17 protein-coding genes are annotated in these 18,523 nt (G+C 66.9%); 6 read left to right on the top strand and 11 right to left on the bottom strand.

Annotated features, from left to right (window positions below):
• The first annotated feature begins 137 nt into the window (after window positions 1-137).
• The 3 genes from J0A91_RS13295 to J0A91_RS13285 are packed head-to-tail and all read left to right on the top strand — an operon-like array spanning window position 138 to window position 4,167.
• Entirely contained in the window at window positions 138-1,235 is a 1,098-nt protein-coding gene (locus tag J0A91_RS13295; RefSeq protein WP_069205315.1) for an LLM class flavin-dependent oxidoreductase, read from the top strand.
• Window positions 1,235-1,801, top strand: a complete 567-nt coding sequence (locus J0A91_RS13290; protein ID WP_069205314.1) for an NADPH-dependent FMN reductase — start codon at window positions 1,235-1,237, stop codon at window positions 1,799-1,801. Before J0A91_RS13295 ends, J0A91_RS13290 begins: the two co-directional genes overlap by 1 nt.
• Complete coding sequence (locus J0A91_RS13285; protein WP_069205313.1) at window positions 1,798-4,167, top strand: beta-glucosidase; 2,370 nt, start codon at window positions 1,798-1,800, stop codon at window positions 4,165-4,167. The genes J0A91_RS13290 and J0A91_RS13285 overlap by 4 nt, the downstream gene beginning before the upstream one ends.
• A 28-nt stretch (window positions 4,168-4,195) precedes the next feature.
• Here the strand turns inward: J0A91_RS13285 and J0A91_RS13280 are convergent, their stop codons facing one another.
• Window positions 4,196-5,104 carry an alpha/beta hydrolase gene (locus J0A91_RS13280; protein WP_069207303.1) on the bottom strand — a complete coding sequence of 303 codons (909 nt, stop codon included), beginning with the start codon at window positions 5,102-5,104 and terminating at the stop codon, window positions 4,196-4,198.
• Window positions 5,105-5,107: 3 nt separating this feature from the next.
• Window positions 5,108-6,316, bottom strand: a complete 1,209-nt coding sequence (locus J0A91_RS13275) for an MFS transporter (RefSeq protein WP_069205312.1) — start codon at window positions 6,314-6,316, stop codon at window positions 5,108-5,110.
• Window positions 6,317-6,418: 102 nt separating this feature from the next.
• Here J0A91_RS13275 and J0A91_RS13270 point away from each other — a divergent pair, with 102 nt between their 5' ends.
• Window positions 6,419-7,534 (top strand): Gfo/Idh/MocA family protein, encoded by a 1,116-nt coding sequence (locus J0A91_RS13270; RefSeq protein ID WP_069207302.1) that lies wholly within the window; start codon window positions 6,419-6,421, stop codon window positions 7,532-7,534.
• Window positions 7,535-7,546: 12 nt separating this feature from the next.
• Here J0A91_RS13270 and J0A91_RS13265 read toward each other — a convergent pair whose 3' ends face one another.
• Complete coding sequence (locus J0A91_RS13265; protein WP_069205311.1) at window positions 7,547-8,914, bottom strand: L-serine ammonia-lyase; 1,368 nt, start codon at window positions 8,912-8,914, stop codon at window positions 7,547-7,549.
• Window positions 8,915-8,976: 62 nt separating this feature from the next.
• On the opposite strand from J0A91_RS13265, the gene J0A91_RS13260 reads away from it, so the two are divergent.
• On the top strand, window positions 8,977-10,032 hold the full coding sequence (locus J0A91_RS13260) for a sugar phosphate isomerase/epimerase family protein (RefSeq protein ID WP_069205310.1): 1,056 nt from the start codon (window positions 8,977-8,979) through the stop codon (window positions 10,030-10,032).
• 58 nt (window positions 10,033-10,090) lie between these two features.
• Here the strand turns inward: J0A91_RS13260 and mce are convergent, their stop codons facing one another.
• Window positions 10,091-10,510 carry a methylmalonyl-CoA epimerase gene (gene mce, locus J0A91_RS13255; protein WP_069205309.1) on the bottom strand — a complete coding sequence of 140 codons (420 nt, stop codon included), beginning with the start codon at window positions 10,508-10,510 and terminating at the stop codon, window positions 10,091-10,093.
• 80 nt (window positions 10,511-10,590) lie between these two features.
• On the bottom strand, window positions 10,591-11,124 hold the full coding sequence (locus J0A91_RS13250) for a hypothetical protein (RefSeq protein ID WP_069205308.1): 534 nt from the start codon (window positions 11,122-11,124) through the stop codon (window positions 10,591-10,593).
• Between the two features lie 134 nt (window positions 11,125-11,258).
• Between J0A91_RS13250 and acs the strand changes: the two genes are divergently transcribed.
• The gene (gene acs / locus J0A91_RS13245; RefSeq protein ID WP_069205307.1) at window positions 11,259-13,199 is read left to right on the top strand and encodes an acetate--CoA ligase; all 1,941 of its coding nucleotides are present in this window, start codon (window positions 11,259-11,261) and stop codon (window positions 13,197-13,199) included.
• A gap of 10 nt (window positions 13,200-13,209) precedes the next feature.
• Here the strand turns inward: acs and J0A91_RS13240 are convergent, their stop codons facing one another.
• The 6 genes from J0A91_RS13240 to J0A91_RS13215 all read right to left on the bottom strand — a co-directional run bounded on the left by J0A91_RS13240 (window position 13,210) and on the right by J0A91_RS13215 (window position 18,519).
• Window positions 13,210-14,187: a fumarylacetoacetate hydrolase family protein gene (locus tag J0A91_RS13240; protein WP_069205306.1), complete on the bottom strand. Its 978-nt coding sequence runs from the start codon at window positions 14,185-14,187 to the stop codon at window positions 13,210-13,212.
• On the bottom strand, window positions 14,184-14,963 hold the full coding sequence (locus tag J0A91_RS13235) for a cyclase family protein (protein ID WP_069205305.1): 780 nt from the start codon (window positions 14,961-14,963) through the stop codon (window positions 14,184-14,186). The genes J0A91_RS13240 and J0A91_RS13235 overlap by 4 nt, the downstream gene beginning before the upstream one ends.
• Window positions 14,960-16,117 (bottom strand): alpha/beta hydrolase family protein, encoded by a 1,158-nt coding sequence (locus J0A91_RS13230; protein ID WP_069205304.1) that lies wholly within the window; start codon window positions 16,115-16,117, stop codon window positions 14,960-14,962. Before J0A91_RS13230 ends, J0A91_RS13235 begins: the two co-directional genes overlap by 4 nt.
• A 66-nt stretch (window positions 16,118-16,183) precedes the next feature.
• Window positions 16,184-16,579: a nuclear transport factor 2 family protein gene (locus J0A91_RS13225; protein WP_240502004.1), complete on the bottom strand. Its 396-nt coding sequence runs from the start codon at window positions 16,577-16,579 to the stop codon at window positions 16,184-16,186.
• On the bottom strand, window positions 16,579-17,481 hold the full coding sequence (locus J0A91_RS13220; protein ID WP_069205303.1) for a VOC family protein: 903 nt from the start codon (window positions 17,479-17,481) through the stop codon (window positions 16,579-16,581). Before J0A91_RS13220 ends, J0A91_RS13225 begins: the two co-directional genes overlap by 1 nt.
• Before the next feature lie 132 nt (window positions 17,482-17,613).
• The gene (locus J0A91_RS13215) at window positions 17,614-18,519 is read right to left on the bottom strand and encodes a LysR family transcriptional regulator (protein ID WP_069205302.1); all 906 of its coding nucleotides are present in this window, start codon (window positions 18,517-18,519) and stop codon (window positions 17,614-17,616) included.
• Window positions 18,520-18,523: the final 4 nt, after the last annotated feature.

Raw genomic sequence — 18,523 nt, 5'->3', positions numbered from 1 at the left:
ATATTGGAATTGCGTTCTCATCACCCTCGGGAAAAACGATGAGCAAGCGCAAACATCCTGTGGCCGGCGCTTGACAACAACGTCTTCCGAATACTATCGAAATACGAACGCTAATTCTAAAATGGAGGAGGGGAAAAATGCGGTTTTCGGTGTTCCTCAACGCTCGTTCGACAAAGCCAGAAGAAGACGGTCGCCTCATCACCGATCTGATCGACCATGCCGAGCGCGCCGGCGATCTCGGTTTCTCGGCGATCTTCATGCCAGATCACCATTTCAACGGGTACATGCCGGTCGCGAGCGATAGCTTCCTGCTCGCCGCTTATCTCGCCGCGCGGATGCCCGAGATGTATTTCGGCTTCTCGGTGGTGTCGGTGCCGCTGCACCATCCCGTGCGCTTCGCCGAACGGATCAACGTGCTCGACCATCTCACCAAGGGCAAGCTGCTCGTCGGCATCGGCTCGGGCACCACGCCCGAGGAGATGATCGGCTTCGCGGTCAACTACAAGGAAGCCAGCGCGCTCGCCGAGAAGAACCTCGCGACCGCCGAAGAACTCTGGGCGAAGCGGATGGACGATCCCGCCGTGGTGATCGACAACGGGCCGTATCAGGGGCGCGTGCTCCAGCGCATCACGCCGACACCCTATGGCGAGCACCACGCCCGGCTGATGCCGGTCGCCTTCCGCGAATCGAGCGCGCGCCGCGCCGCCGAGAACGCCTGGCCCGCCTTCATCCCGGCCTTCACCCCGCCGCAGATCTACGGCACCGAGCCACTCGCGCACGTCACCAAGCATTTCGGCAACTATCGCCGCCTGCTCGATGAGGCTGGCCACGACCAAGCCGCGATCGCGGCGGCGCTCGACTGGACGACGCACACCTATCAGTGTGTCCACATCGCCGAGACCGACGAACAGGCGCGCGAGGAACTTGAGATCATCCTCAAGGGCTATCAGGACGCGGTCGATCGCGAGAACGCGTTCAACCGCCGTGCCGAGGCGGACGACGCCAACAAGAAGCAAGACGTCAACGTCAACGCGCTCGACGATGGCTGGATCGGGACGTGGTGCCTGTACGGCTCGCCCGAAACGGTGATCGAACACCTCAAGCCGTACCAGGAACTCGGCATCGGCAACGTGCTGTGCGGCACCACCACCGGCCCGCTCACCGAGCAGCGGCTCGGCTTCGCCAACCAGACACTTGACCTGCTTTCGAGCAAGGTCATGCCCGCGTTCGCCTGATGGCGCGCCGGGTCGTCGGGATCGGCGGCACGCTCAGGCCGCGGTCGTCGAGCGAAATGCTCGCGCGCGCGGTGCTGGCGGAATGTGCGGCGCTGGGTGCGGAGGCGGTGATGTTCGACGGCATCGCACTCAGCGAGCTGCCGCACTTCAACCCAGAGGCGCCGACCCGCAACGCCGCCGAGCAGGCGCTGGTCGCAGCGGTACGCGCGGCCGATGCGCTGGTGATCGCCAGCCCCGGCTATCACGGCGGCGTCTCCGGCCTCGTCAAGAACGCGATCGACCTGCTCGAAGACACCCGCGGCGACGCGCGCGTCTATTTCGACGGGATGCCGATCGGGCTGATCGTCTCGGCGGCGGGATGGCAGGCGGGCGGCGTGACGCTCGCCGCGTTGCGCGGCATCGTCCACGCGATGCGCGGCTGGCCGACCCCGGTCGGCATCGCGATCAACTCGATCGAACAGAAGCCGTTCGGTGCCGACGGCACGCTCATCGATGCCGGTATCGCCGCGCAGGTGGCGTTGCAGGCGCGCCAGATCATGACGTTCGGAGTATCGGAGGCGGCATGACCCGCGCATTGACCCTGACCGAAGCCGCCACGCTGACGGCGGGCGCGACGATGTGGACGAGCGTTGCGATTGCGGACGCGGATATCCCGTCGTTCAGCATGGCCGACGGACCGATGGGAATCGCCAGCGGCCGGATCGACGAGCGCGAAGTCTCGCTGCTCAGCCCCTGCCCCACCGCGCTCGGCGCGAGCTGGAACGTCGCGCTGGTCGCCGAGGTCGGTCGGATGATCGGCGGCGACGCGGTCGCGCGCGACGTCGATGCGGTGCTCGCGCCCAACGTCAACCTCGCGCGAAGCCCGCTCGCTGGCCGCGCCTTCGAATATTTCTCGGAAGATCCGCTGCTGGCGGGCGTGCTCGGTGCGGCGTGGATCACTGGACTGCAATCGACCGGCACCGGATCGGTCGCCAAACACCTCGTCTGCAACGACAGCGAGACCGGGCGCGACTTCGTCGATGTCCGGGTCGATGAACGCACACTGCGCGAAGTGTATTTGCTGCCGTTCGAGCTCGCCGCCGCCGCCGGCTGCGTGGGGATGCTGGCCGCGTATAATCGCGTCAACGGCGATTGGTGCTCGGAACAGGCGCACGTCATCACCCGCATCGTCAAGGACGAATGGCGCTTCCCCTATCTGGTGATGAGCGACTGGTTCGGCACGCATTCGACCGAGGGCACGATCACCAGCGGACTCGATCTGGAGATGCCCGGCCCGGCGCGCTTCATGGGGCCGAAAATCGCCGAGGCGGTGACGGCCGGCCGGGTAGATCCCGCCCGCGTGCGCGATGCCGCAGCGCGCGTCGCCGCGACCGCGCGGCGCGTGACCGGACCGAAGACCCCGCCCGCACCCGAAGAGGCCGCCGATATTCTCGAACAGGCCGCCGCCGAAGGCTTCGTGCTGCTGCGCAACCAAGGCGATCTGCTGCCGCTCGCGCCCGGCGTAGTGAAGCGGATCGCGGTGATCGGCCCGAACGCCGCCGCGCCCTGCTATCAGGGCGGCACCTTCGCCAAAATCTCGGTATCGCCCGACACGCCGACGCCGGTCGCCGCGATCCGCGCGCGCTATGGCGCCGACTGCGAGATCGTGTTCGAACCCGGCGTCGATCCGCAACCGCGCCTGCCCGCAATGCCGGTAGCACCTGGTCGCGACATCGGCGACGGCTGCGTGAGCGGCATGACGCTCGACTATTTCGACAGCACGGATTGCTCGGGCACACCGCGCTTCAGCGAGACGCGCGCGACCAACTCGTTGGTATGGTTCGTCGGCGTCCACGATCAGGGCCGGTTCGACCAGCCCGGCTCGGTGCGCGCCAGCGGGCTATTCCGTGCGGAAACCGATGGCGCGCATCGCTTCTATCTCGGCGCGACCGGCCTCGCCCGGCTGCTCATCGATGGGCGCGAAGTGCTGCGCGGCGGCCGCGAACTGCCCGCCAAGGATGTGATGGGCGCGCTGAAAAGCGGCGATGCCGATAGTGTCGAGGTCATGCTTTCGGCCGGACAGGAGGTGCGCGTCACCGTCGAGTTCGGCTATACGCCGGCGCGCGTTCATGGCCTGTGGTACGGCCTCCGCGCCCCCGACAGCCCGGCGGCGATGCTCGCCCGCGCGGTCGCGGCAGCGCGCGATGCCGATGCGGTGTTCCTGATCGTCGGCGAAACCTCCGATTCGAGCGTCGAAAGCAAGGACCGGCCCGACACCAGGCTCGCGCCCGAGCAACTCGCGCTGATCGAGGCGGTCGCCGCCGCGAACCCGCGCACCGCCGCGATCGTCAACGTCGGCCACGCCTTCGATGCCGAATGGGGCGATCAGGTCGCCGCGCTGATGGTGGCATGGTATCCGGGCCAAGGTTTCGCGCCCGCGCTCGCGAGCGTGCTGTCGGGCGACCGCGAGCCGGGCGGGCGGATGCCGGTCAGTATCGCGCGCGCCGAATCGGAATATTGCGGCTATGCGCTGACCCCCGATGCCGACGGGCGGCTCGCCTATGACGAGGGCACCCGCTTCGGCTATCGCGGGCTGATCGCCAACGGCACGCCGGCGCGCCACGCACTCGGCAGTGGCTTCGGCTATGCGCGGTTCGACTGGTCGGACGTGCGCATCGAGGACGGCGCGGTGTCGGTGCTGGTGCGCAACGTCTCGGCGCGAGCCGGCGCGGAGGTGGTGCAGGTGTATCGCGACGCGCCCGAATGTGCGCTGCTCGGTTTTGCGAAAGTGTCGCTCGCTCCCGCCGAACAACGTCGCGTCGAGATCGCCGTCGAACCGCGCCTGCTGCGGCTATGGGCGGAGGATGGTTGGGCCGAAATCACCGGCGAAATCGCCTTGCGTGTCGCGCGCGACGCGGAAGATGCCGGGCTGGTGGTTACGCTCTCGCGGTAAGCAAAATCCTCCGCATGAGCGGAGGATTTCACCGTGTCCGCAACATCCCGTTGGCTTCCAGCCAGCGCCGGAATCCCTCGATCCAGTCGGTCGTCGTGGTTCTGGCCGCGCCCAGCCCGAAGCCGTGGCCGCCACGCTGATAGAGGTGGAACTCGACCAGCGCATGTGCCTTCGACCAGCTTTTGATCAGGCCGGTGCCGCCCGTCCAGAACAACGGATCGTCGCTCGCCAGCGCCACGAACATCGGCGGCGCACCAGCGGGCGCCTGCACCGCATCGAGCGGACCGTAGATCGGCGCGATGAACGCCGGCCGCGCGGCGGGATCGCCTGCGAGCGCGACACTCAGCGTCGTGAAGGCGCCCGCCGAAAAGCCCATCATGCCGATCCGCGCCGGGTCGATCTTCCATTCCGCCGCACGAGCATGAACCAGTTTCAGCGCGGCGATGCCGTCGGCAAGCGCTTCCGGGGGCGTGCCCGCCGGAGGGCGGAAGCTCGCAGGGCCGGTGCCGGTACGGACCGCGATCATCTCACGACGATAGGTGGCGAAATCGGCCGGTGTCGCGAGCGTGCGATATTTGAGCACGAACGCGGCGATGCCATGATCGGCGAGCCAATGCGCGACCCGATAGCCCTCGGTATCGATCGCGAGGCCGAGGAAGCCGCCACCCGGCGCGACGATCACCGCCGCACCGGTCTCGGCCCCGGCGGGTGGCAGCACCGGGGTCAGCGTCGCCTCGGAGACGTTGCGGACACCGAGATCGCCGTTGATCCACTGCCATTGTTCGGGTGGCATCGCGGGTTTCTTCGGCGTGCCGAGCGCGATTTCGGCCGGCACCTCGGGACGATGCGCCAGCGCGATCGTGAACGCAGGCGGCGCATCGGCGGCGATGGCGGGCACGGCGGCGAGCAGCGCGAGCGCGGCGAGTGCGACTCGCACCACTCAGCGCCCCGCCAGCGCGGGCGTGCCGCCGCGCAGGGACGCGGCCAGCGCGACCAAGGTGACCGCCAGCGCGGCGATACCCGCGATCAGGAACGCGCCCTGCATCGATCCGGCGGCGAGATCGAGCCGGTGGACGATCAGCGGCGACACGAACTGGCCGAGGAAGAAAGCGCTGCTCCAGATGCCCATGCCGCGCCCGCGATGCGCGAACGGGAATTTGGTCTGCGCCCAGGCGATCAGCGTCGGCACCGCCATGCCGGCAGCGGTCTGCTGGAGGCAGAGTGATGCAAACAGCACCGGCACCGTCCGCGCCAGCCCGAGTCCGGCGAGGCCCAGCCCCATCAGGGCAAGGAAGGTCGCGATCTGCACGGCGTTGCCGCGCCCGGAGAGCAAACGGAAGATCACCGCGCCGAGCATGATGAACAGACTGGGAATCGCCGTCATCCGGCCGACCGCTGCCGGATCGTTGATGCCGATTTCCTGGAATACGATACTGCCGTTGACGATGAACACATAATAGAGCGCCGCGCAGAACAGCGTCGCCACCCCGACCACCACCGCCGAGGCGACCGGAAACGCACTCGCCGGTGGCGTTTCACCCGTGACGGCCTTCGCTTCGGGCGGCTTCGGCTCGAACAGGTAACGCACCATCGCGAAGAAGATCGGGAAGGCGACCAGATAGACGAGGAACCCGCCGTTCCACCGCATCGAAGCGACCGTGCCCGACAGCAATATCACGCCCGACGCCAGGAACGGCCCCGCCATGCCTTGCAGGAACAGCCAGTTGCGCCGCCCGCGATCGTCCCAATAATCGCCGATCAGCGTGTTGACGATCGTCAGGATGCCCGCCTCGCACACGCCCAGCATCAGCCGCGTCGCGAGGATCGAATCGAGGCTTTGCAGGAAGAACGGCAGCGTACCGAACACGCCGTAGAGCAAGGTGCAGCCGAGCAGCAGCGGCCGCCTGCCGAAGCGATCGACGAAAAAGCCCATGAACGGTGCGAGGATCGCGATGGTCAGGCCGGGCGCCGTCACCATCAGCGGCACCTTGGTCTTGGCGTCGGGATCGTCGGCGAAATGCTGGATCATCGCCGCGACGATCGGGAACATCGAAACGATCGCGAAGATCGGCAGGAATCCCGCCGCCACCACCGTAATCCCTTGCGGGCGGAGCGTGAGACCTGTGAAGAAGGAGCGTATCGCGCGCATCTGAATCCTCCCATCGGACGGAGTTATGCCGTCTCGCTGCTTGACGAGACATGCGCTAACAAAATAGAATAGTAATTACAAATATAACATTGGAGAGTGGCGATGCGGCGATTGCGAATGGGGATGATCGGCGGCGGCCCCGGATCGTTCATCGGCCCGGTCCATCGCATCGCGGCGGAACTGGACCGCGAAATCGAGTTGGTCGCGGGTGCGTTCTCCAGCAACGCCGGGCGCTCACGTGCGGCGGGCGAGCAATACCGCATCGACCCGAGTCGCGCCTATGCCGATGTCGCCGCGCTGATCGCGGGAGAGACGGCCCGCGCGGACGGGGTCGATTTCGTCACGATCGTCAGCCCCAACCATCACCACCTTCCCGCCGCGCGCGCCGCGCTCGCGGCCGGCATCCCGGTACTGAGCGACAAGCCCGCGACCGCGACGCTGGCCGAGGCGCAGGAACTCGCCGATGTGGTGCGTGGCGCCGCCCTGCCTTATGCGCTCACCTACACCTATTCGGGCTATCCCCTGGTGCGCGAGGCGCGCGCGCGGATCGCAGCGGGCGCGCTGGGCACGATCCGCAAGGTCGTGGTCGAATATCCACAAGGCTGGCTCGCGGGCGAAGCCAGCGGCAAACAGGCCGAGTGGCGAGTCGATCCGGCCCGCGCGGGCGAAGGTGGCTGCATCGGCGACATCGGCGTGCATGCGCTCCATCTCGCCGAGTTCGTTACGGGCCTGCGCGTCACCGAACTGCTCGCCGATCTGGCGGCGGTGGTGCCGGGCCGTGCGCTCGACGACGATTGCACCGTGCTGCTGCGCTTCGAGAACGGCGCGCGCGGCGTGCTGCTCACCTCGCAGATCGAGATCGGCGAACTCAACGGTTTGCGCATCCGCGCTTATGGTGATCGTGGCGGGCTGGTGTGGAAGCAGGAAGAACCCAACAGCCTGACGCTCTACGATCTCGACGGCGGCTGCTCAATGGTGCGCGCCGGCACCGCGCTGCTCGGCGCCGATGCGGCGGCGCGCACGCGCACGCCGGGCGGGCATCCCGAGGGTTATCTGGAAGCGTTCGCCAATCTCTACCGCGATTTCGCCGCACTGCTGCGCGGCGAGCCGGCGCCGTTGCTGCCCGGCATCGAGGATGGCTTGCGCGGCATGGCGTTCATCGCGACCGCAGTCGCCGCCAGCCGTGATCGTGCCGGCTGGGTGCCGTTGAGCGTCTGAGCAATGCCCGGCTCAACACTCGACGACGTTGACGGCGAGCCCGCCAAGCGAAGTCTCCTTGTAGCGCTCGGACATGTCGAGGCCGGTGCGGCGCATCGTCTCGATCACCTGATCGAGACTGACGCGGTGCGTGCCGTCGCCGAGCATCGCCAGCCGCGTCGCCTCGATCGCCTTGATCGATCCTACCGCGTTGCGCTCGATACACGGCACCTGCACCAGCCCGGCGACCGGATCGCAGGTGAGGCCGAGATTGTGCTCCATGCCGATCTCGGCGGCATTCTCGATCTGCTCCGGGGTCGCGCCGAGCGCGGCGGCCAGCCCCGCCGCCGCCATCGAGCAGGCGACGCCGACCTCGCCCTGGCAACCTACCTCGGCGCCCGAGATCGAGGCATTCTCCTTGAACAGGAAGCCGATCGCCGCCGCCGTCAGCAGGAAATCCTCCACCCCGCGCGGCGTCGCGCTCGGCGCGAAGCGTTCGTAATAGCGCAGCACCGCCGGCACGATGCCGGCCGCGCCGTTGGTGGGCGCGGTGACGACCTTGCCGCCAGCGGCATTCTCCTCATTGACCGCGAGCGCCCACAGGTTGATCCAGTCGATCACCGTCAGCGGATCGGCGAGCGCGCGTTCCTGCCGGGCGACCAATGTGCGGTGAATGCCGGGCGCGCGCCGCTTGACGCGCAAGCCGCCAGGCAGCTCGGCCATGTCGGAGCGGATGCCGCGATCGATGCAGGCCGCCATCGCGTCGCGAATCTCGGCAAGCCGCACCGAGACCTCCTCGGGCGCGAGCGTGGCTTCCTCGTTCTCGCGCATCAGTTCGGCGATCGTCTTGCCGGTGCGCAGGGCGAGCGCGAGCAGTTCGTCGCCCGAGCGGAAGCGGTTGGGAACGTCCCAACCGCCTTCGGGCGCGGCGTTGCGGCCGATCTCGTCCTGATCGAGCACCGCGCCGCCGCCGATCGAATAATAGGTCCGGCGCAGCGTCTCGACGCCGCTCGCGTCGAACGCGGCGAAAGTCATCGCATTGCTGTGAAAATCGAGCCGTTCGCGCGGGCGGAACAGCAGGTCGCTCGCTTCGTCGAACGCGATTCCGCGCGTGCCGCCGAGCATCAAGCGCCGATTGGCGCGGATCGCGGCGACCTCGCTATCGGCAACGTCGGGGTCGATCGTCGCGGGGACGTGCCCGGCGAGCCCGAGCAGGATTGCGCGGTCGGTGGCATGCCCCTTGCCGGTCAGCGCGAGCGAGCCGAACAGCAGCACTTCGACGCGCGCCGTGCCCTCGCCCGCAAGGCGCGCGAAATCGGCGGCGGCGCGCATCGGCCCCATCGTATGCGAACTCGACGGACCCACGCCGATCTTGAACAGGTCGAAAGTGCTGCTGACCATGACGCGCGGCCTATCAGCTTGATGCACCACAATCTTCCCTTTTCTGAAACGAGGACCACCGCATGAAGACGATCAAGGGACCGGCGATCTTCCTCGCCCAGTTCGCGGGCGACGCCGCGCCGTTCAACACGCTGGAAAGCATTGCCGGTTGGGCGGCGGGCCTCGGCTACAAGGGCGTGCAGATCCCGAGCTGGGACGCGCGGCTGTTCGATCTCGCACGTGCGGCCGATAGTCAGGACTATTGTGACGAGGTGCTCGGTCTGCTCGCCGACAAGGGCCTGACCCTCACTGAGCTATCGACGCATCTGCAAGGCCAGCTCGTCGCCGTGCATCCCGCCTATGACGCGCAGTTCGATGGCTTCGCCGCCGAGCACGTGCGCGGCAACCCGGCGGCGCGGCAGCAATGGGCGGTCGAGCAGATGCACCTCGCCGCGCGCGCCAGCCGGCGGCTCGGCCTGACCACGCACGCCAGCTTCTCGGGCGCGCTGGCGTGGCCTTATGTCTATCCCTGGCCGCAGCGCCCGGCCGGGCTGGTCGAGGATGCGTTCGACGAACTCGCGCGGCGCTGGAAGCCGATCCTCGACGTGTTCGACGAAAATGGGGTCGATGTCGCCTATGAGATCCACCCCGGCGAGGATCTGCACGACGGCGTCACGTTCGAGATGTTCCTCGAGCGGGTCGGCAACCATCCCCGCGCCAACATCCTCTACGATCCGTCGCATTTCGTGCTGCAACAGCTCGATTATCTCGCCTTCCTCGACATCTACCACGATCGCGTGAAATGCTTCCACGTCAAGGACGCCGAGTTTCGCCCGAACGGACGCTCGGGCGTGTACGGCGGCTATCAGCGCTGGGTCGATCGGCCCGGGCGGTTCCGCTCGCTCGGCGACGGACAGGTCGATTTCGCGCAAATCTTCTCCAAGATGGCGCAATATGACTTCGCCGGCTGGGCGGTGCTCGAATGGGAATGCGCGCTCAAGCACCCCGAGCAGGGTGCGGCCGAGGGGGCGCCGTTCATCGCCAAACACATCATCCGCGTGACCGACCACGCCTTCGACGATTTCGCGGCCGGCGGCAGCGACCGCGCGCTCAATGCGCGGATCATGGGGATCGGCTGACGCTGGGTGAGGGCGTTCGGCGTGCCGCCGGACTATGATTGTGGAACGGGCGCGCCGATCAATGCGCGCCCGCAGGTGTCTCCATGATTTCGGTCAGCACGCCGCCCATGTCCTTGGGGTGGACGAAGAACACCAACGTCCCGTGCGCGCCGATGCGCGGCTCGCCGAGTACGCGCGCGCCCTTGCTCTCAAACCATGTTTTCGCGGCGTGGATATCCGGCACCTCGTAGCAGACGTGATGCTGTCCGCCCGCCGGGTTCTTGGCGATGAAACCGTGGATCGGAGAGGCGGCGCCGAGCGGCTCGATCAATTCGATCTGCGCATTGGGGGTATCGACGAAGCACACTTTCACGCCCTGTGCAGGCAGATCGAACGGTTCGCCGATCGTCGTCGCGCCAAGCACGTCGCGGTACAGCGCGATCGACGTTTCGATCGACGGCGTCGCCACGCCGATATGGTTGAGCCGTCCGAGCTTCATGTCTCTCTCCCCAGTATCAGCGATCAGCCGAGCAGATCGCCTGCAAAATCAGATCCGTTGGAACGTGACAGCCCCAGCGATCAATTCTCCGCGTCGTCCGCCTTCGCGGCGGGCGGGGGCGGTGGCGGCGCGGGCATCTGGCCGAACACGTAACCGCATGCCTCGACCGTCTGGCGGATCGGCGCCTCGCTGCCCGGCCCGGCGAACACCGCATCGACGGGCACGTTGGCGGGATCGATCGCGCGGACCTTGATCGACTTGGCATGCGCGATCGCGACGGTCAGCGTCGTCACCACCGCATCCTGCGCGGTGTACGCGCCGCCGCCCGGAAACTCCCAATTGATGCCAAGCGCCGGGCCATTGTCCGCAGTGATCGTCACCGGACGAGGCGATGCCTTGGCGAAGGGCGGCTTGGGGATGAACTGGACCGAAACGGCGTTGGTGCCGGGCGCGCTGCGATCGCATCGCACCACCAGCCGCGCGTTGCCGTCCGCGCTGTGCGTCGAGACCGAGGTCGAGCCGAGATGCGTCGTCGGATCGATCTTCGCGACGGTCGTCCAGCCGGCCGGTGCCGGCACTGCGGCCGCAGCCTGGAGCAGCAACATCAGGATCATGGTTCGCCCTTTCGTCCCCCGCGATAGCGGTGGCGCACGCTTGGCAAATGCGCGGCGCCAAAACAAGACCGCCGCACACGCGGCTGCTTGCAACGCCGCCCCCTCATCGGCAAAGGAATGGGCAGGAGATCGGTATGCCAGAACAGAGCCTTTACCCCGTGCCCGCAGAGTGGGCGAAGCAAGCGCGCGTCGATGCGGCAGGGTATGACAAGCTCTACGGACGGTCGCTTGCCGATCCCGGCAGCTTCTGGCTCGAACAGGCGCGCCGGCTGGACTGGATCAAGCGGCCCGAAATCGCCGGCGACTGGTCGTTCGACGAAGCGGATTTCCACATCCAATGGTTCGCCGACGGCAAGCTCAACGTCGCCGCCAATTGCCTCGACCGCCATCTCGCCAAGCGCGCAGACCAAATCGCGCTGATCTGGGAACCCGACGATCCCAAGGCCGAGCCGCGCCGCTTCACCTATGCCGAACTGCACGCCGAAGTCTGCCGCTTCGCCAACGTGCTCAAGGCGCAGGGCGTCGCCAAGGGCGACCGCGTCACGGTCTATATGCCGATGATCCCCGAAGCGGCGTTCGCGCTGCTCGCCTGCGCGCGGATCGGCGCGATCCATTCGGTGGTGTTCGGCGGCTTCTCGCCCGAGGCGCTGGCGGGGCGAATCAGCGATTGCGACAGCAATATCGTCATCACCGCCGACGAAGGGCGGCGCGGCGGCAAGACCGTACCGCTCAAGGCCAACGTCGATGCCTGCGCCGCGCACGCGCCGGCACTCAAACAGGTGATCGTGGTGCGCGCGACCGGCGGCGCGGTGACGATGCAGCCCGGCCGCGACGTGTGGTATCACGAGGCGGCGGAGAACGTCTCCACCGTCTGCCCGCCCGAGCCGATGGGCGCCGAAGACCCGCTGTTCCTGCTCTACACCTCAGGATCGACCGGCCAGCCCAAGGGCGTGCTGCACACCTCGGGCGGCTATCTGCTGTGGGCGAGCCTGACGCACGAACTCGCGTTCGACTATCGCGCCGGGGACGTCTGGTGGTGCGCCGCCGATATCGGCTGGGTGACCGGGCACAGCTATGTTCTGTATGGCCCGCTCGCCAATGGCGCGACGACCTTGATGTACGAGGGGCTGCCCAACTGGCCAGACGCGAGCCGGATCTGGCAGGTGTGCGACCGACATCAGGTCCACACGGTCTACACCGCCCCCACCGCCTTGCGTGCGCTGATGAAGGACGGCGACGACTTCGTTGCGAAGACCAGCCGCACGTCCCTCAAGCTGCTCGGCACCGTCGGCGAGCCGATCAACCCCGAGGCATGGCGTTGGTATCACGATGTCGTCGGCGAGGGCCGCTGCCCGATCATCGATACGTGGTGGCAGACCGAAACCGGCGGCGCGATGATCGCCCCCCTGCCCGGCGCGACCGGGCTCAAACCGGGCTCGGCGACCAAGCCGATGCCGGGCGTCGATCTCCAGATCGTCGATACCGAAGGCCAGGTGCTGGCTGGCGCGACCGAAGGCAATCTCGTCATCGCGCGAAGCTGGCCCGGCCAGATGCGCACCGTGTGGGGCGATCACGACCGCTTCTTCCAGACCTATTTCACCACCTATCGCGGTAAATATTTCACCGGCGATGGCTGCCGCCGCGACGAGGATGGCTATTACTGGATCACCGGCCGCGTCGACGACGTCATCAACGTGTCCGGGCATCGCATGGGCACGGCAGAGGTCGAGAGCGCGCTGGTGCTGCACCCGCAGGTCGCTGAAGCGGCGGTGGTCGGCATGCCGCACGACATCAAGGGCCAGGGCATCTACGCTTATGTGACGCTCAACGCCGGCGAGACTCCGTCCGACGATCTGCGCCGCGATCTGGTCAAATGGGTCCGCACCGAGATCGGCCCGATCGCCACCCCCGACAAGCTGCAATTCGCGCCCGGCCTGCCCAAGACCCGCAGCGGCAAGATCATGCGCCGCATCCTGCGCAAGATCGCCGAAGGCGACGTCTCCGCTCTCGGTGACACGTCGACGCTCGCCGATCCGGCGGTGGTCGACGATCTGGTGGCGAACCGGGTCGAATAACGGCGACGCGTTAGATCGTCTGCGGGCGCACCACGACGCGTTGTTCGATCACCCCGAACGGCGCGTCGCCATTGCCGCCGCGCGCTTCCATTCGGATCGTGTCGCCATCGGTCATGAAGCGCGTGGCCGGCGCGCCGGTCGCGATGATCTCGATCGCGCGGCGTTCGGAGATGCAGGACGATCCGACCTCGGCATAGTTCGCGTTCGAGACGGTGCCCGAGCCGATGATCGTCCCCGCGACAAGATCGCGAGTCCGCGCGGCGTGGGCGACCAGTTCGGGGAAGCCGAACAGCATCTCCGCGCCGTTGGCCGCACCGAAACGCGCGCCGTTCCAGTCGACCAGCAAATCCATCGCTACCCGCCCGTCGCGCCAGTCGGCGCCGAGCGCGTCTGGCGTCACCGCGAACGGCGCGACGCTGCACGGCGGCTTGGCCTGCACCCAGCCGAAGCCGGTCTTCATCTCGATCGGCGCGACCGCGCGCAGCGACCAGTCGTTGATCTGGACGATCAGCTTGATGTGCGACGCCGCCTGTTCGGGCGAGACGCCCATCGGCACGGAATCGACGATCACGCCGAACTCGCCCTCGAAGTCGATGCCGAGCGCGGGATCGGGAAACGGCACCTCGTCGCGCGGGCCGTAGAAGCGATCGGACAGGCCCTGATACATCAACGGGCGATCGGTCGGCACCGGATCGAGCCCGAACGCGATCTGCATCAGTTCGCCATGCGTCACGAAGGCGGAGCCGTCGAGCCATTGCCACGAACGCGGCAGCGGCGCGGCGAGTGCCGCAGGATCGAGCGGCTCGCCCTCTCCCACATCGAGCGCTTCGGCGAGCGCACGCAGCGCCGGCTCGGCCACGTCCCAGCGCTCGATCGCGGCGAGCAGGTTGGGGAAATCCGGTCCGGCGGAGCGGCAGCGCGCACCATCCGCAGACACGACGATCAGCGCGCCATCGGGCGAGCCATCACGGCGGGTGGCGAGCCTCACGACTCGAAGATCGCCACGGCGCGCGTCCAGCCGGCCGAGCCGCCCTTAACTTTGTGCGGGAAGCACGAGACGGTGAAGCCGTGCGCCGGCAGCGCCTCGAGATTGTGCAGCTTTTCGAGGTGGCAATAGCCGATGTCGCGCCCGGCCTTGTGCCCCTCCCAGATCAGCGACGTGTCGCCGGTCTCGGCAACTTTCTTCGCGGTGTAGCTGAACGGCGCGTCCCAGCTCCACGCATCGGTGCCGGTTACGCGCACGCCGCGCTCCGTGAGGTACATCGTCGCATCATACCCCATGCCGCAGCCGATGTTGACGAAATTGGGATCGCCCAGCGCCCCGCCCGCGCGGGTGTTGACCAATACGATGTCGAGCGGCTGAAGATCATAGTCGATCCGCGCCAGTTCGGCCGCGACCTCCTCCGCCGTGACGACATGACCATCGTCGAAATGGCGAAAGTCGAGCTTCACACCCGGGCGGAAACACCAGTCGAGCGGGACTTCGTCGATCGTGATCGCACGTTCACCACCGTCCATCGTCGGATGGAAGTGATAAGGCGCATCGAGATGCGTGCCGTTGTGCGTGGACATCGTCACCATCTCCGCCGCCGCGAAGCCGGCGCCGTCGGGCGTCTGTTCCGCCGTGACGCCGGGAAAGAAGTGCTGAAGCTCGGTGACGGTCTCGCCATGCGTCTGATAGGTGATCTTGGGCCGCATGAACGGCGGATCGGTGATGACGTCGTTGTCGAGCGTGATCGACAGATCGACGAACCGGCGGCTCATGCGGTGTGCCCTCCCAACGTGTCGGCGAACCAGTCGGCGATATAGTCGCGCCCGTACGCCATGTTATCGGCGCCGACATGCTCGACGCCGCCCTCGCGCGGAGTGAAGATCTTCAACTCGCGCCGTGGGCTGTTGCTGAGTTGGTCATAGGCCTGATTCGCGTAATCGAGCGCGATCTGGCGGTCCTTTTCGCCGTGGGTGACGAGGAACGGCACGGTGATCCGCTCCATCACACCGTTAAGCGTCATCGCCGCCGATTTGGCGTGGAAGTCGTCCATGTCGGTCGCGCCGAACGCCCACATCACATGCGCCCAATAATGCGGCACCGGGTTCTCGCCCTCGCGCCGCAAGCGCTTCTGCTGGACTTCGGCCCAATTGTGGTTGGCCCCCCACACCGCGCCGCTGGCGAAGCGCGGTTCGAACGCGACCGCGCGCGGCGCAAAATGGCCACCGAGCGAAATGCCCGTCATGCCGATCCGCTTGGCATCGACATCGGGCTGCGTCTCAAGCCAATCGACCGCCTTGGATGCCCAATGCTCGCTGTGCGGATCGACCGGCAGGTTCTGGAGCCGGAGCGCCTCGCCGCTGCCGGGCTGATCGACGCACAATGTCGAAATGCCACGCCGCGCGAGCGCATCGGGCAACCACGACCAGAACAGCAGTTCCTTGCAGCTATCGAGCCCGTTGCAATAGACCACCGCCGGATGCGGCCCGTCGCCGGGCGCGCGCGTCCACAGCGCCGGCATCGTGCCGGTTTCGAGCGGGATCTCGACGCGTTCGCGATTGGCCTTGCCGAGCGTCGTCGCCTTGTCGAACGTCGCCAGCGCCTTGGCGTACGTCTCCTTGCGGCCGGGATGGCCATGGCCCTGCATCCGCTCGGCGGTGATCAGGTACAAGGCCGCGCGGTCGAGCTTGGCGGCAGCGGAAAAGCCACGTCCGCGCGCTTCATCCTCGGCGGCGAGACCGATCAGCTTGTCGGCCATCGCCACCCACTGCGCCATGAAAGCAGGCGTGCCCGCATCGGCGCCGTTTGCCGCCGCATCGCGGATCGGCTGGCACATATCGACGATCTCGCCGACGCGCCCGCCGCTTTCGAGCGCGATCGCGACCGACAGGTTCCAGATATAATTGGGGAAGAGTTCGAGAAGCGCCATTAGCTGCCGTTCTTAGAAATAGGGGTGAGGATTGGCCGTGCTGGCGGCGATCGGCTGGATCACGTCCTAATGCTCGACGATCTTGCCGTTCCTGAGCCGGTAGAAATCCGCCACCGCCGCGCCGGGCTTGGTCGGGTCGGCACTGCCGCGCAGGTGGATCGCCGCCATGTCGCCATCGACCAGGATACGCTTCACCTCGAAACGACCGCCCGGCCTGGCGAACATCGGCGCCAGCGCGGCGATGGCCGCGGCACGGCCATCGGCGATGCCGGGGTTGTGCTGGACGTAATCGGGCGCGACGTAACGCTCGAACGCACCGCGCACGTCATGCAGCTCGTAGAAGCGGCGGGCGAAATCGGCCATGATCGCGCGGTTGCGGTCGCCCGCGTTCGCGCCGGTGCGCGCATCACAGGGAACCGCCGCCATGCACAGCATCGCGGCCATGCCGGCGAGCAGCCGCATTACATCGCCGCCGGCTGGAACAGGCACGGATCGGGCGCGGGATGCGGCATCGTCTGCGGCCCGCCGACGCCGGTGCCCCACTGGTCCATCACGGTCGGGCTGGGCGCGTGAACCTTGTCCTCGTGCGTCTCGAAATCGACATGCTCCAGTTCGGAGCTGTATTCGACCGCGAAGCCGCCCGGCGTGGTGAAATAGCTGAACGTGTTGTTGCCTGCGGTGTGCCGCCCCGGCCCCCAGCGGATATCGGTGCCCGCCTTCTTCAACCGGCTGATGCCGCGCATCATGTCGTCGACCGTGAGCATGTCATAGGCGACATGGTTGAGGCACGGCGGCCCCGGCAGGATCGCAACGCGGTGATGCGCCGAATTGCAGCGCAGGAAGCACATGAAATCGCCGAGCCAGTCCGACACGCGGAAGCCAAGCACCTCTACGAAGAAGCGCACCATCGCCTTATGATCGGGCGAATGCAGCACGATGTGGCTGATGTTGACCGGCAGCGCATCCCAGCGCGCGATATCGCGGGCTTCGCCGCGCGCCACGTCACTCGACACTTCGAACGGCAGCCCATCGGGCGAGAAGAAGCGGAAGCCATAGCCGCCGCCCGGCGCGTCGAGGTCGTGCGGCGCATGGACGATCTTGCAGCCGGCCGCCACCACCTTATCGTGCAGCGCATCGACATCGGCGCGCGTATCGGTGGCGAGCGCGATCACGTCGACATGGTTGATGTCCGCCTTCCGCAGCCGCACGACATGATGCTCGTCATGGCCGTAAGTCTTGAACCAGGCGGCCTGGTCGATCGCGGCGACTTCGGCGAGACCCCAGTCGTCGGTATAGAAGCGGCGTTCGGCGTCGAAATCGACGACGCCATAGCCAACATAACGGATTTCGGTGACACGGCTCATCTCGGGAACCCTCTCGAATCAAGTGGCATGGCGCGGCAACAGCGCCTCTCCAATGTTTGTCGCACTGATTTAGCGGTGGCGCTGACATTTGAACAAATGATTGTATGGATGCTTATACATCCGCCGAATGGATCAGCTGAGTGCAGCGGCTTGTGCGACCAGACGCTCGATAAGCCATTGCAGCCCGCCATCGCGTTCGCGGGCGGCGTGATATTGCGCCATTTCCAGCATCGGCGGCATGGCCACTGGCAGCGGCGCGATGACGAGCGGGAGATCGGTGACCAGCTTGCGCGCGAGCCGTTCGTGCATCGTCGCGATGCGTTGCGTGCCGAGCAGCATCCATGGGACGACGAGGAAGGACGGCGCCACCACCTCGATCCGCCGTTCATAGCCAAGCCGCTGCGCCTCGAATTCGGCGAAATTGGTCGAATGGCCACCCAACTCGACGACGATATGCCCGCCGTCGAGATAGTCGCGCTCGCTCAAACCCCGCTCGAAACGCGGATTGCCGCGCCACCCAACCGCTACGAAGCGTTCCTCGAACACCAGCCGGGTCGGATGTTCGGGCGAAAGGAACGGTTCAGGGCCGAGCATCAGGTCGATCTCGCCGCGCGCCAGCTTGAGTTCGGCGCCGACTCGCGCGGGGGTGATCTCGATGCCGATCTGCGGCGCGTCGCGTTCCAGTTCGGCGAGCAGCGGCGCGACCAGCACCATCGTGATGTAGTCCGAAGCGACGATGCGGAACACGCGTTTCGAGGTCGCCGGATCGAACACGTTCGCCGCAGCGATCAGCGACTGCATCCCGCCGAGCAGATCGTCGAGCATCGGCGCGAGCATCTGCGCATGCGCCGTCGGGATCATCGCGCGGCCGTTGGGGACGAGGATATCGTCGCCGAGCGCCTCGCGCAGCCGTTTGAGCGCGGCGCTCATCGCCGGCTGGCTCAGCCCGACTCGTTCGGCGGCGCGGGTGACGCTGCGCTCCTCGATCAATGCGCGTAACGCGCCCAGCAGGTTCAGATCGAAATTCTGGAAACGCACGACA

The organism is Sphingomonas panacis, assembly GCF_001717955.1.
In the GTDB taxonomy this organism is placed as follows: domain Bacteria; phylum Pseudomonadota; class Alphaproteobacteria; order Sphingomonadales; family Sphingomonadaceae; genus Sphingomonas; species Sphingomonas panacis.
This window is presented reverse-complemented; position numbering and strand designations above follow the sequence as displayed.